The 14,412-nt window shown below is 36.2% G+C and carries 15 protein-coding genes; all 15 read right to left on the reverse strand.

Features of this window, described 5'->3' with window-relative positions; translation table 11 throughout:
- The 15 genes from flgK to ACKI3H_RS05605 all read right to left on the reverse strand — a co-directional run bounded on the left by flgK (position 1) and on the right by ACKI3H_RS05605 (position 14,333).
- Positions 1-1,428 carry a flagellar hook-associated protein FlgK gene (gene flgK, locus ACKI3H_RS05535; protein WP_407371275.1) on the reverse strand — a complete coding sequence of 476 codons (1,428 nt, stop codon included), beginning with the start codon at positions 1,426-1,428 and terminating at the stop codon, positions 1-3.
- Between the two features lie 12 nt (positions 1,429-1,440).
- Complete coding sequence (locus tag ACKI3H_RS05540; protein ID WP_407371276.1) at positions 1,441-1,809, reverse strand: flagellar motor switch protein; 369 nt, start codon at positions 1,807-1,809, stop codon at positions 1,441-1,443.
- Complete coding sequence (gene flgM, locus ACKI3H_RS05545; protein WP_407371277.1) at positions 1,809-2,111, reverse strand: flagellar biosynthesis anti-sigma factor FlgM; 303 nt, start codon at positions 2,109-2,111, stop codon at positions 1,809-1,811. The genes ACKI3H_RS05540 and flgM overlap by 1 nt, the downstream gene beginning before the upstream one ends.
- Positions 2,112-2,643: 532 nt before the next feature.
- Positions 2,644-3,726 carry a flagellar motor switch phosphatase FliY gene (gene fliY, locus ACKI3H_RS05550; RefSeq protein WP_407371278.1) on the reverse strand — a complete coding sequence of 361 codons (1,083 nt, stop codon included), beginning with the start codon at positions 3,724-3,726 and terminating at the stop codon, positions 2,644-2,646.
- Positions 3,726-4,721, reverse strand: a complete 996-nt coding sequence (fliM, locus tag ACKI3H_RS05555; protein ID WP_407371279.1) for a flagellar motor switch protein FliM — start codon at positions 4,719-4,721, stop codon at positions 3,726-3,728. Before fliM ends, fliY begins: the two co-directional genes overlap by 1 nt.
- Before the next feature lie 16 nt (positions 4,722-4,737).
- Positions 4,738-5,139 carry a chemotaxis protein CheW gene (locus ACKI3H_RS05560; RefSeq protein WP_350450895.1) on the reverse strand — a complete coding sequence of 134 codons (402 nt, stop codon included), beginning with the start codon at positions 5,137-5,139 and terminating at the stop codon, positions 4,738-4,740.
- Between the two features lie 13 nt (positions 5,140-5,152).
- Positions 5,153-5,515, reverse strand: a complete 363-nt coding sequence (locus ACKI3H_RS05565; protein ID WP_407371280.1) for a response regulator — start codon at positions 5,513-5,515, stop codon at positions 5,153-5,155.
- A gap of 14 nt (positions 5,516-5,529) precedes the next feature.
- Positions 5,530-6,126 (reverse strand): chemotaxis protein CheC, encoded by a 597-nt coding sequence (locus ACKI3H_RS05570; protein ID WP_407371281.1) that lies wholly within the window; start codon positions 6,124-6,126, stop codon positions 5,530-5,532.
- Positions 6,116-8,170 (reverse strand): chemotaxis protein CheW, encoded by a 2,055-nt coding sequence (locus ACKI3H_RS05575; protein WP_407371282.1) that lies wholly within the window; start codon positions 8,168-8,170, stop codon positions 6,116-6,118. The genes ACKI3H_RS05570 and ACKI3H_RS05575 overlap by 11 nt, the downstream gene beginning before the upstream one ends.
- Before the next feature lie 38 nt (positions 8,171-8,208).
- Complete coding sequence (locus ACKI3H_RS05580) at positions 8,209-8,979, reverse strand: CheR family methyltransferase (protein WP_407371283.1); 771 nt, start codon at positions 8,977-8,979, stop codon at positions 8,209-8,211.
- Positions 8,979-10,001: a chemotaxis response regulator protein-glutamate methylesterase gene (locus ACKI3H_RS05585; protein ID WP_407371284.1), complete on the reverse strand. Its 1,023-nt coding sequence runs from the start codon at positions 9,999-10,001 to the stop codon at positions 8,979-8,981. The genes ACKI3H_RS05580 and ACKI3H_RS05585 overlap by 1 nt, the downstream gene beginning before the upstream one ends.
- A gap of 25 nt (positions 10,002-10,026) precedes the next feature.
- The gene (locus ACKI3H_RS05590) at positions 10,027-10,509 is read right to left on the reverse strand and encodes a chemotaxis protein CheD (protein ID WP_407371285.1); all 483 of its coding nucleotides are present in this window, start codon (positions 10,507-10,509) and stop codon (positions 10,027-10,029) included.
- A 34-nt stretch (positions 10,510-10,543) separates the two neighbouring features.
- Positions 10,544-10,993: a chemotaxis protein CheW gene (locus tag ACKI3H_RS05595; RefSeq protein WP_407371286.1), complete on the reverse strand. Its 450-nt coding sequence runs from the start codon at positions 10,991-10,993 to the stop codon at positions 10,544-10,546.
- Positions 10,994-11,087: 94 nt separating this feature from the next.
- Positions 11,088-13,160 carry a methyl-accepting chemotaxis protein gene (locus ACKI3H_RS05600; protein WP_407371287.1) on the reverse strand — a complete coding sequence of 691 codons (2,073 nt, stop codon included), beginning with the start codon at positions 13,158-13,160 and terminating at the stop codon, positions 11,088-11,090.
- A 261-nt stretch (positions 13,161-13,421) separates the two neighbouring features.
- Positions 13,422-14,333 (reverse strand): aldo/keto reductase family oxidoreductase, encoded by a 912-nt coding sequence (locus tag ACKI3H_RS05605; protein WP_407371288.1) that lies wholly within the window; start codon positions 14,331-14,333, stop codon positions 13,422-13,424.
- Positions 14,334-14,412: the final 79 nt, after the last annotated feature.

Raw genomic sequence — 14,412 nt, forward strand, 5'->3', positions numbered from 1 at the left:
CTACACTCCTGTCCGGTTGATTAATGTATCTAACATCTCTGAAACAACTGAAATAATGCGAGAATTGGCTTCAAAGGCACTTTGATAGGCTATTGTATTGGTTACTTCTTCATTGATTGAAACTCCTGAAACAGAATCTCTGCGGGCTTCAAGAAGACTAACTAAACTTTCTTGACTATCTACCATGTTATCCGATTGTTGCTTTACAATCCCCATTTGCGTAACACTATCGTTGTAAGCACCGGAAACCGTTGATCCACCTACTTGATTTTTAATTGTCATCGTATCTGAATCGTATTCGATTCCAGTTGGATCAACTGGATAAACTAATTTCGTATTTTGCAATGCCGCAATGGCTTGAGCACGTGTTCCGTCTCCACCAACAACGGATTCAATGTTTTTACCGGCATTGATTTTTGAGACGTCATTAAGGATTTCTTTATTCACTTGAATGGAAGCAGCGTAATTTCCATCTGTTCCTAACTCGAAGAAGTTCGTACCTTCTCCGCCATTGCTATGTACAGCATTCACAGCAGTCGCAAAAGTGAATGCCAACTCATTTAGTTCTTGTTTTTTAGTGTCGATCTCTGTTAAAGCTTCTTGAGATCCTTTAATGTTACCAGATGTGATCTCAATGTCTTTCCCATCTACAACTAATTGCCCTACTTTATCTAAATCTGATGAGACACTCATTTTAGAGATGGAATCCTCGGTTAATACGGATTCTCCGCCTACAGTAATGCTCACTCGATTGAATTTATCATAAGTTGATTCAACTCCAGCAATTCCTGTTAATTCACTAAGAATTTTATCTTGTTGGTCTAACAAATCATTCGGCGCTTGACCTTGAGAAGTCATATTGAAAATCTGTTTGTTTAATGAATCTAATTGTTCTACTTTTGCATTAAAATCTAACACATTTTTTTCCACATCTTGAACAGTACCTTCATGAAGACTGTCGATTTGATTGGACATATGGTGCAAGGTATCCGTAAACGTTTCTGAATTTTGAGCTACCATTGTTTTAGCGGTCGCAAGTTCTGGATTAGACCCTAAGTAAGTCCAAGAAGAAAAAACTTGGCTTAAGTTATTGTTTAAACCAGTTGTAGAAGGTTCGTTAAAGATTCCTTCCAATTGACCTAACACTTCTGATTTTTTACTGTACATTTCTAAAGATGAGTTTTCATTTCTTAATTGCTTATTCACATATGGATCAACGATACGGTCAATAGAAGAAATTCGGACACCTGTACCGAGTTGGCCAATTCCTCCTAGAGTATACGGATTATCAGCTACCATAGTAACTTTTTGTCTAGAGTAACCTACTGTATTCGCATTAGAGATATTGTGACTGGTTGTTTGTAAAGCGGATTGCTGTACATTCAAGCCTTTGGTTGCATTGTTTAATGTTCCGAATAAACCTGACATTCTTTCACCTCACTATAGGGATTGGTCAATAAGATTAGCTTGTTGTGTGGTACTGTAATCTCCCTGTTTGGAGTAAGTAGACCCACCTGTTTTAACCCCTTTAGTAATAGCTTCCATCATTGTTGCTTGGTACTGCAAAGCTTGTTTTGCTAGGGTTAAATTTGTTTCTTGCAAATTTTTAATGTCTTCTACCACTTCAATAAGGTCTGCTTTTGTTAAGCCCTCTGTTATTAGTGTTGGAAGACTGTCTAAAAATAATTGTTTTTCTTCCACAAGAGCTTTTACTTTTGCACTATCATTTTTAATTAATGCTTCTTTTTCATCTATAAGCACATTTTTAAATTTCAGTAGCGTCTCAAGTGCAGTCGTTTCTTTAGTCATTACTCAGTAAACTCCCTTTGGTTGCTCATTGCTTGCATCATGCCATTCGCAATTTTTTCAGGTGATACGTCATACGTCCCATTCAATACAGCTTTTTTAATTGCTTCTACATTTGACGACATTGCTGCAGTATCTGTTGATTTAACATTTGCCAATTGTTTAGCTGCATCCGAAATATTAACTGTTACGGAATCTTCATTAACGGTTGCATTCGATTTAGATAAACCTTTGCTTGGTATGTTTTCTTGATTTTGACGGACATTATTAATGTATTGGTTGTAGCCATTATTTCCTATTTTCATTGGTAGTGCTCCTTTCTTGTGTATGCTCTCAAGTTTTTGATTGGTTGATTTAGTTTTTGAATTCAATTAGTTTTTATCTATCGGCAATTTTTCCTTACATGTTTACTATCGGCAGCTTTTTAAGATACTTAAGTCTTAAAATTTAAAAAACATCTTAAATTATTATTTTAGAGTTTGTAGTTTAGTTGAATCACTTACTTGAAATTTTTGGTGGAATAGGGGTTGCTTGTAGCCGTGTAAAGGATTCAATGTGAATAACAAAGCGTTAGCGCTTCAGCGATTACGCTTTGTTTGAGGCTTGAAAGTCTGAAGACTACAGACTTCAGGCGGTCCCATGGCTCTTTACAAGCAAACCCGTTCATTCCAGAAGAAATTTCTTTTAAATCATTAACACTATTGTTTAAACATTTTTTTCTTATGTACATTTGTTTATAAACTAGACTCTTCTATACTAGCGGTTACTTTTCCAATATTCAAGATAAAAAAAAAAGCCAGAACAATTCATTCTGGCTTTTCCCATTTTCGTACATAATTAGTTCAAATGTTGAATCCGTTGTTCTTTGCTTAAAATGTTGGTAATACGAATTCCGAAACTTTCGTTGATCACCACAACTTCACCTTCAGCGATTAATTTTCCATTCACAAAAATTTCTAAAGGTTCATCCGTCATTTTATTTAACTCAACAACTGAACCTGTTCCTAATGATAAAATATCTTTAATCGTTTTTTTGCTTTCACCAAGCATAACGCTAAATTGCAAAGGCACATCCATGATTAGATCTAAATTGCGCGGATTTTTCAAACTACCCGCATGCGTCAATTCTTGGAACTCAGGCTTTTGAATGCCAATCTTATCTTCTGTATGTTGTGGTGCTTGGTTAGCTGCTGGTTCACTTGGAACAACCGGTGGTTGTGGTTGAGGCAATTCACGGTCTTGAATTACTTCACCTTCGTCTGCTAATACAATACTTGCGATATTTCTGACTGTTTCAAGAGTAAATATTTGCATGATTTCACTTTCAATCAGGTCATCTACAGTCATTTGGAAAGCAATCTTACAAACCGTTGTATCTCCACTGATTCTATCGTAATTTGCTTGCTCTTGATTTTTCCATACTTCCACTTCAGGAGGTAAAATATCAACAATTCGTTCCAACATCGTAGCCATTGCGGTTGCAGCAGAACCCATCATTTGATTCATGGCTTCTCCTACAGCACTCAATTCGAGTTCAGTAAATTCTTTCCCTTCAGCATCACCATTCCCGTCCATCATTAAGTCAGCAATAATAATCGCGTCTTTTTCGTTCATCATCAATAAGTTGCTGCCAATCAATCCTTTTTTAAAATCAATTGTGGTGACAACTTTTGGTGTCACACTTGCGTCAATAATTTCTTGGAATTTCAGACAAGAGACAACTGGAGTCGTGATTGCTACTCGGCGACTTAAGATAGAAGACAGAGTTGTAGCGGCTTGAGACATTGAGATATTTCCAATTTCTCCAATAATATCCGTTTGTGTTTGATCAAGAGTGTCGTTTGTTGTTGGCTCAGGGGCGCTTGCATTACCATTCAGCATTGCATCAATTTCTTCTTGCGTTAATTTTTCACTGCTCATTAGTCTGTCTCTCCTCCAATATACTGTAATACTTCAACCGCCATGTTTTTTCCTTTTAATCCGGGTTTAACAAAATATCTTGGAAGTTTTTCCACAGACAGGATGAGCGGATCCGATGTTTTACCATCCAAAGGAATGATGTCTCCCAATTCTAATTGTAGAAAGTTCTCCAACGTCATGACTGTTTCTCCTAAAAGTACTTCCATGTTTACTGGTGCAGAATGCAGACTTCTTTCTATTTTTCCACTATCTGTATGGTCAGTTTCTTTTTCAGAATGGAACCAGTTGCGTAAGCTTAATTTTTCTAATATCCCTTCAAAAAAGATATAAGGAACACACAAATTAATAAATGTCCGAACACCATATAATTCCACAGTAAATGTAACCAACACTACTGGTTCATTCGGTGACATCGTCTGCATGATTTGAGGGTTGGTTTCTGTTGAATCTAAATTCCCTTTGATTTCTACAACATCGCGCCATGCCAATTCAAAAGAATGGATGAAATTATTTAATATTTCTTCTAAGATAGCCATTTCGATATCCGTGAAATTTTCTTTTGAGAGTTCATCTATATTGTCTCTAATCTCCGTACTTCCGCACAACAGATCAACCAGTTGCAAGCAAAGTTGCGGACTGATTTCAATAATCTGCGTTCCTTCTAATGGAACAGAACGAAACAATCCCATTAATGTAAAACGAGGTACAGAATGGACAAATTCATCAAAACTTACTTGTTCAATAGAAGCTAACTGAACACCCACACTTGTTCGAACTTGAGTAGACAAGATATTTCCAGCTATTTTAGCAAATTCTTCGAAGACCATATTCAAAGTACTTATGTATTCTTTTGAAAGACGAACTGGACGTCTAAAATCATAACTTTTAACTTTATTCTCTTGTTCCTTTTCATCTAATCCTTTAGCGTCAATTTCGCCACTTTCTACTGCTTGCAATAACGAGTCAATTTCTTGCTGTGATAAAACTTGCTTCACTAATTATCCCTCATTTTTATAAAAATAGTTTCTCCATATTGATGACACTCACTATTTGATCTTTTACTTGAATCACACTAGACACTAATTCATCAGTTTTATCGTCCAACTGTTGAATAGCGGATGGCTCAATATCCAAAACCCATGCGACATCATCCACCATGAATGCTATTTTTTCCTCATCATTTTTCACAATGATGATATTATTGTACCATAATTCTTTTGTTTCATCAGTGGGAGAAAGCAATTTATAAAAATTTATTAACGTGATTACATTTCCTCGTAAATTAACGAGCCCTTGAACCCAAGATGGCGATTGAGGGACTGGGGTCCAAGGCATTTTATTTGTTATCTCTTCAACGTTTTCAGAAGAAAAGGCATAATAATTTTCGTTTAACGTAAAAATAATCATCTGCATATTTTTGTCACCTTTACAAACTTGCTTTGTCTAAAGCTTTAATAACACGATCACTATCGAATGGTTTTACGATAAAATCGACTGCTCCAGAACGAATTGCATCCATAACCATTCCTTGTTGCCCCATCGCACTACACATGACAACACGTGCAGCTGGGTCAAATGCTTTGATTTCTTTTAAAGCATCTACTCCATCCATTTCTGGCATGGTGATATCCATTGTTACTAAGTCTGGTTTTTCAGCTTTGTATTTTTCAACAGCTTCAACCCCATTTTGTGCCTCTGCTACTACTTTATAGCCATTCTTTTCTAAAATATCTTTCAATTTCATCCTCATAAAAGCTGCATCGTCTACGATCATTACATTTTTTGTCATTTGTTTTTCTCCTCTCAAACTGTTAGTGCTGTTAACATCTTTTCTATTATCCCTGGTTTTGGGACGAAATACAATGAAGATTCTAATCGATCTCCTAAATAATAAAATTCGTTCTTAATGATCATAATAGAATCATCATACTGGCTTTGTTCTAAATACACACTGCTCATAATTGCTCCAAACATATCTTCAATAATGATTGGCACAGATGTGATCAAATTCGCGTCCATTAGTTTCATCACTGCATTCAAAAATGAATTAACGAGTATGTTTACCAACTCTTGCAAGGCTGAATTAGCCATAGCTTCTGAATAAGGTGTATTTTCCGGCAACATCATTGCGACAATAGTTTCAGAAACTTGTTGATCGACTGTGAAAAGAAAGACACCTTCTGCATCTCCCATCATCTTGATGATAATGGCTTTTATCACAGCTTCTTCTGGCATGATTTGCTCATAAACATCTGCGTATTCCATCATTTCAATAACAGGGACAGTCATTTGAACTGGCTTTTCAATCAATTGAGACAAGCTCGTTGCGGCATGTCCTCCACCAATATTGATCACTTCTTTCAATACATCTAGTTCCATCGCTGAGTAATTAGACTTCACTGTACTCACCTATTCTTTCACTGCAAATAGCCGATACATCTAAAATCAAGATAATACTACCATCCCCTAGAATAGTTGCTCCTAAGTAATTCTTCAACATTTTTAGTTCTTGTCCTAGCTTTTTAATGACGATTTCTTGTTGTCTGACTAAATCATCTACCGCTAAGGCTTTATAACTTTCTCCATGTTTCACTAAGACCAAATGCAGATTTGATTCTTCATTTGTTTCCATACTCAGTGCTTGGTTTAGCCGAATAACAGGAACCGCCAACCCTTCATATTTATAGACTTCCCGATTGTGCACACGAATAATGTCTTCTTCCGTTACTTTAACAATTGTTTTGATGATCCCTAAAGGAATCGCAAATGTATCTTGGCCAACTGTTACAAGCAAGGATTGGATGATAGACAACGTTAATGGCAAATTGATTTTAAATGTTGTCCCTTTATTGACCACACTTTCCAATTCAACGGTTCCACCTAATTCAGTAATTTTTTGTTTAACCGCATCCATTCCTACGCCACGACCAGAAATACTCGTGACTTCTTTTGCCGTAGAAAAACCTGGATGGAAAATCAGTTGCTGAATCTCTTTGTCGCTCATACTTTCTGTTGAGATGCCTTTACGTTCCGCACTTTCTTTAATAATGGTTGGATTAACACCTTTTCCGTCATCACTCAATGTTAGTACTACTCGATTGCCTTCTTGATAAGCCGTAATCTTAATCGTTCCTTTTGGATCTTTACCTAACTTCACTCGGTCTGCTGGCATTTCTACTCCATGGTCAGCTGAATTCCGCAAGAGATGCACTAACGGTTCGCTCAATTCAGAAACAACCGTACGATCCAATTCAGTATCTTCACCTTCGATAACTAAGTTAAATTCTTTCCCTAAATCGTTCCCCAAGTCACGGATCATTCGAGGGAAGCGTGTCATTACTGTACTGACTGGTTGCATTCTGATCTTCAAAACCAACTCTTGCAATTCTGAACTGATTCTAGCAACATGATCCAATGGCTCTTTCATTTCTGATACTAGTAGTTGTTCGGTTAAGTCTTCTAATCTTGTACGGTAAATGACCAACTCAGAGACCAAGTTCATAAAGGAATCTAATTTCCCAATATCTACTCGAATCGATTGATTCATCGCATGATTTTGTGCTTTCCCCTTACTCGGTACTTTCGTAGCTGCTTGAGGTTCAGTTACCATTTCTATTTTTTGTTCTTCAACAGGTTTTTCTTCAGGTTGAAATGTTTCTGCCATTTTTACCATTAAGTCATCAGCTTGTTGAATCGTTTGAATCAACACTTTTTCGATTTCACTATTATCTAATGCTAGGTTATGAACAGTTTCTTCATCCAATTGACTGACATAGATCAATTTGAAGATGTTCCCAAAATCATCGTTCTCAAGAACTTCTGTACCTGGTTCAGAATACAATACATCTCCATGTTGTTCCAATTTGCTCATCACGAGATACACACGTGCGTTTTTCATTGAGCTTTCTTCATCGATTTGGATAGCCAGCACATACGCATTGTAGCCGTCTTCTTTAGCAGCATCAATAATCATCAAATCTGAATCTTCAACTTTCTTCAAAGCCAAATTAAGTGATGATCCAGTTTCTTGTTCCAGTTCTGAAGCATCTTCTATGGCACTTTCTCCTGACGATACTTGGTCTAGACGTTTGGCAAGATTAGAAATATCTCGCTCTGCATCATTTCCTTCTCTTAAGTCTTCCACTAAATCAGACAATGTATCCAGACAGTCAAAAATCAAAGCGATGGAAATCGTATCAGCCGCAATAATTTTTTGCTTCAACAAATCAAATACGTTCTCCATTTTATGTGTCAGTTTAGCCATCGTATCATAACCCATAGTCGCTGCCATTCCTTTGATTGTATGAGCTGATCTAAACATCACGTCTACGATACTGGAATCTTCCGGATTATTCTCTAACTCGAGTACTTGTTCATTTAAACTTTGCAAATGTTCATCCGTTTCTTCAAAAAATAAATCGAGGTATTTACTGTTTTCGTCCATAGTATCCCTCCCTTTCATTGGTTCGTGTACTTTGTTGACTATATTTTTTCATAAATGAAAGATGCACGTTTAATAAAACCGTATTTTTCTGGATTGTAAATCGTTTCTGTTGCCCCTGTGAAGAACAAACCACCCGGTACAAGTGCATCACTAAATTTTTGATACAACTCTTCCTTCACTTCGTTTTTAAAGTAAATGGTCACATTTCGGCAAACAATTACATGATACTCTTTCCCAAAGCGATCACCGATTAAATCGTGTTTCTTGAATGCAACTTTATTTTTGATTTGATCTGCCAAATAAAAGATACTTTCTTCTTCTGTAAAATAATGCTTACGATTCTCATCATCCACATTCTTTATTTCTGTACTGGAAAAGATTCCCTTTTCAGCTTTCGCTAAAATAGTCTCATCAATATCTGTTGCGGTTATTTTTTCTGCTTGAGCAATATGATGCTTGTCCATGATCATTGCTAGTGAATAAGCTTCTGCCCCGGTAGAGCAAGCTGCACTCCAAATTTTTAAAGCACCAAAACGAGGTTCAAGATACGATACCATCAACTCTTCAAATTCATCAAACACTTCTCTATTACGAAAAAAATCTGTTACATTAATCGTAATGTAGTTCAAAAAGTTCTTTTTAATGATTGGATCTGTTTGGATCTTCACAGCGTATTCTTCTAACGTTGCAACACCAGTATTTTTCATAATCGTTCCAATACGTCTTTGAAGCTGTTTTTCTTTGTATCCATCTAGATTAATATTCAAATGCTCTTTTGTCCATGCATAGAAAAATTCGAAATTCAACATTAGCTTCTCATCCTTATCATCCAATTAATTAATTCTGATATTTCATTTAAACTCGCGATCTCATCAATCACACCTTTTTGAACTGCATTGCCTGGCATGCCATAAACAATAGATGTTTCACGGTTTTGTGCAACTGTGAAACCACCAGCTTTTTTTATTTTATCCAATCCTTTTGCACCATCTTGCCCCATACCCGTTAAAATAAAACTAGCTAAATCACTACCGTACGTATCAGCAGCTGTTTCAAATAAATAATCTACCGCTGGGCGTACGCCATGGATTTTATCGGCCTCATTTAATTTGATGCATTGATTGTCAATAACCATATGGTAACCACCTGGAGCAACATAGACAAAACCAGCTTTTATTGTCATACCATCTTCAGCTTCCACCACTGTCGCAGAGGACTCTTTGTCCAAACGTTTGGAAAAGGATGTAGTAAATCCTTTTGGCATATGCTGAACAATAAATATTGGAAATTTTAAATTTTCTGGTAGTGAGCGAATAATTGAGAATAGGGCTTTAGGTCCTCCTGTAGAGGCCCCGATGGCAATGGCTTTAATCTTTTTAGGTAACCTATCTTCTAATTCACTTTTTTGTAAAAACGACTTTTCTATATGGACTTCTGTTTTCAGTTGTTCAAATAATGGTTTTATCTTATCTGCTACTTCATTTTTAAATACATCTGATTGGTTTCTTATATCATGAGGTTTTTCAATGAAATCCATTGCACCTAGATCTAATGCGGCAATCGTGTTGTCTTCTCCACTAAATGAACTCATCATAATGACTGGTGTAGAGTATTCTTTTTTTATAATTTCAAGGGTTTCTAATCCATTTAATCCCGGCATTTCAATGTCTAACGTAATAACATCAGGTTGAAGCTGTGGAATTGCCTTTAGTGCGTCTCGCCCATTTCTTGCCGTACCAATAACTTCTAATCCGTCAATACTCGTTATTGTTTCAGTAATAATTTTTCTCATAAAAGGAGAATCGTCCACAACCAATACTTTTATATCCATTCTTTGTTTCTCCCCTTATCCCTTTTTACAATACTATTATCTCTCTATTCACCATTCGAATCGTTACTGTAAAGGTGGCCAAATCGATAATCATTGTTCTGCCCATATTTCCCCCAGTATGAGTGGCCAATAAAGGAATCCCTAACTGTTTCAATACTTCTTCAACAGCAAGAATGTTTCGATCCCCGATACTTCCATGTGGAAGATCTTTAGAAAATTGAAACATACTTGCACCACCAGCTATTTTAGCGACTAGTGGATTGTTATTTGTTCGTTTATTTATTTCTGATACCATATAGGGGACAGCTAAATCAGCAAATTTTTCAATTTTATTGACCTCTCTAAAAGCAGTGCTGTCTGGCAGCATGATATGACTTAATCCGCCGATTTTCGTTTTAGGATCATATAAAGCAATCCCAATACAGGAACCTAATCCTACTGTTATCAAGGACTGAGGTTGCTCTGCTATTTTATAATCTGAGATTCCAACCCTCAATTCATCTGCCATACATTTTTCACCATTCCTCTAATTCTACCCCTTATTATCTATTGATTAATGATACTAGTTCTTGTTCCCCATTGTTTGTAAAAATACTGTCTATATCTAACTGTAAAATGATTTCCTCTGCTGTTCGGATAAAGGCCATGACATAACTAGCTGCTTCTTGCGCTGCTTCTTCTGAAGTTTCGCGTTCTGCACTTTCAAAAGAGCGAATAGTGGTCACTTTATCTACCACCAAACCAATTTTTTCCTTTTGCCAGTTGACAACAATCACTTTAGTGTCAGCAGTTAGCTCTGTTTTACTTTGAAAGAACCGTTCTCTTAAATCAATGATAGGTAAAATACTTTCATCATAATCAATTGCGCCTAATATATACGTAGAGGTATCTGGAATTCTGGTCAACCCTTCAACATGTATGATTTTTTCGGTTACTTCAATTGGAATGGCAAAGCTTTGACCACCACTACTAAAAATAACAAACTTTTCCATTATTCTTTATTCCTCCAATTTCTTTTTTATTCATTGCCGTGCATTCACTCTGTATAAGAATGCACGGTAACTGAACTGTCAGTTAAGGTTCGGGTTATTCTAATTTAAATTGATTTGTTTCTTCTTTTAATTCATTTGCAATTGTTTCTAGCTTAGCAATACTTGATGAAAATTCTTCCATTGTTGCTAAAATTTCTTCTGCATTTGCGGATACTTCTTGTGTCCCTGCAGAATTTTCTTCAGCTGAAGCCGCAATATTTTCAATTGCCACCAATGTTTCATCTTTTTTAGCTGAAATAGCGAAGCCTAAATTAGCAACATTCAAAATACTTTCAACTAATTTATCCATTTGATCGGTTACCTTATTTGATGAATCGATCGCTTCATCGATTGTTTTTGTTTGTACTTCGCTTTCCGCATGCGATTGTTCGACTTTGCTGACCATTTCATTTGATTTTTCTTGAATGTTTTTAATAATAGTCGCGATATCTTTTGTCGATGCATCACTTTTCTCAGCTAGTTTCCTGATTTCATTGGCAACTACTGCAAAACCTCTACCGCTTTCACCAGCACGAGCCGCTTCAATTGAAGCGTTTAAAGCCAATAAATTGGTTTGGTCGGATATTCCATCAATTACTTTAACAATTTTTTCTATATTTTGAATATCCTCATTTACAGCATGGATACTCTTCGCTAATTTAGCCATGGTATCGACCGTTGTTTCCCAGTTGTCATGAACTTCAGACATCATTTGATTATTTTTTCCATTGGCAATCGTTGTATCATCTGTATGTTGTCCCATTTTTTGAATATTTTGATCAATTTCACCCACGGTTTTGGATAATTCTTCCATTTTTCCTACTGTATCTTCAGTGTCTTTAGTTTGGATGCTTGTAGCTTGAGCAATTCCTGTGATGGTTTCGGACACTTCTTCTGTTGCTGAAGTCGTCTGTTTAGAAATATCATTCAGTGTTTGGGTCATATCCATCAAATGATCACTCTTTTGTTGGATGCCTCCAACCATTTGTCTAAATTGAACCATCATTTTATTGAATGCAAATGCAATTCGCCCAATTTCATCGCTGGTTTCATTGATTTTTTTCGGTTTTCTAAACGCTTTAAAGTATTTACTATCTGGCAACATGTGTAAATCATTTCCAGTAATTTCAGTCGTTAAATCACCATCTTCTACTCTGCTGAATGCCTTAGTTAACGTTGCTGCAATCGTCATAACATATCTAGATGCAAGTAAGGCACTTAAAATCGCTATGATGATTCCAATCACTAAACCAATAAGAGCAGCTCTATTGGTAGCAGCGACTTCATTAGCCATCTCTTCTTCGCCAACGACTCCATAAACAGTCATACCTAGACGACTGACTTTAGCGTAATAACTACCGATTTCTTGATTGTTGCTATCAGTGTATACGTAACCTGTTTGTTCGGTTGCTTCTTTAAATAACTCACTGTCACCAATATTTGTCCCAAGTTTCTTTGGATCATTTGACATCAAATAATCCCCTGATTCAGAAAGCACAAAAAAGTGTCCGGTATTTCCATTTTGTACTGAGGTCAAATAAGTATTCATTCTTTCTAAGTTCAAATCAATGGCTAAAACACCATAAAATACGTCATCGACAATGATTGCTCTAGAAATAGTCATTGCCATAGCTCCTGTAGTTGCATCACGGTAAGGTTCACTCCAAATCAGTGCACCGTTACGTTCAACCGCTCTTTGGTACCACGTTGTTGCACTGGCATCAAAGTCTGAAGCTAAATTTTCAACTGTTCCAAGCACTCCCTGATTTTCAGGAGCATAATAAGCATTTCCTATGTACATACTATTGGTTAAAACAAATTGCAATTCTTCTTGAACGAAGGCTTGAGCCTCTTCATCCTCAGTAACATCTTGAAATTCAGATTTTTCTGCTAATGAATTAATCGTATTTTCTAATTCTAGACCGATCCAATCTAGTTGTGTAGTAAATTGTGTTGCTAGATTTTTTTCACTTTGCTCAACACGTTGAGACAATAGATTTTGCGTGCTGTAATAATTGATGACTACTAGTATAATAATGGGTATCGTAATCATAGCGATCAACGTAGGGATAATAACAACCCTTATACTTTTTTTCCTTGGGCTCTTCTCTTTGCGCAAATTCTTCACCAATTGCTCCTCCTTATGTAAAACTTCCTTAGAACACCTTTTCCATTTTACCCGTGTTTTATAGAAGTTCTCAACTCTACTTTTAATTAAACGTTTATTAAATAATATATCGGTATTTTTTCTTCATTCTTAAGTAGTTAAGTTCTTTTTTTATTTCTTCTTACGATTGTCATATCTTATTCAATTAAAAAAAGCACCTCTTTTGATTTTTAATCAAAAGAGGTGCTTTACGATTCAATTTGTAATAAATCAAGTTATTTTTTAAGGCAATTCATTTCCAGCTGCTCGATAGATATCATACCATTCATCATGCGTCATACGCACTTCGGAAGCTTTGCTGTAGTCAGTTAATCTTTCAGGAGTCATCGTACCTACAATGGCTTGCATGTTAGCTGGGTGACGCAAGATCCAAGCAATAGCAGTTGCTGAATTAGATAATCCATATCGTTCTCCAATTTCTTGCAATTTAGCATTTACTTCCGGATAGTTTTTGTTATCTACAAAAATATCTTCACCACTTTTAATCGGTGACCAAGCTTGTATCGTCATGGCTTCTAAACGGCTGTAATCCAATACTCCGCCATCACGATTGATACCACTATCAAACTTCGTATTGACATTTATTCCCGCGTCGACCATTCCGGTGTGCATGACACTAAACTGCAATTGATTTGCAACAAGTGGTTGTTGAACATAATTTTTCAATAATTCAATTTGATATGGATTGTGGTTGCTGACTCCAAAGTTGCGGACTTTTCCACTCTTTTCTAATTCGTCAAAAACTTCCGCAACGATTTCAGGTTCAACTAGTGCATCTGGACGATGTAACAGCAATACATCCAAGTAATCTGTTTGCAAACGTTTAAGAACTCCATCCACACTTTCAATCAAATGCTCTTTTGAAAAATCATAACTGTCTTTTCGAATCCCTACTTTAGATTGAATCAACATTTTTTCTCGTATAGAAGGATCCATTTCAATTACTTTTCCAAATATTTCTTCAGCTTTTCCTCCACCATATATATCTGCTAAATCAAAAAAATCAATTTCATGGTCTAATGCATTATTTAGAACTTTGCTAGCTTCGTCAGGAGACAATTTCCCCATCGACATGCATCCTAACGCAATATTCGGTACCATTAACTCACTTTTCCCTAAAAACATTCTTTTCATATCCATCAACCCTCTTTCTTCTCTATAAGAAATCGTTTTCAGTATACCACTACTACACTTTTTTTACTAAAATAATGGT

Origin of the sequence: Carnobacterium sp., assembly GCF_045617425.1 — a bacterium.
Classification (GTDB): Bacteria; Bacillota; Bacilli; order Lactobacillales; family Carnobacteriaceae; genus Carnobacterium_B.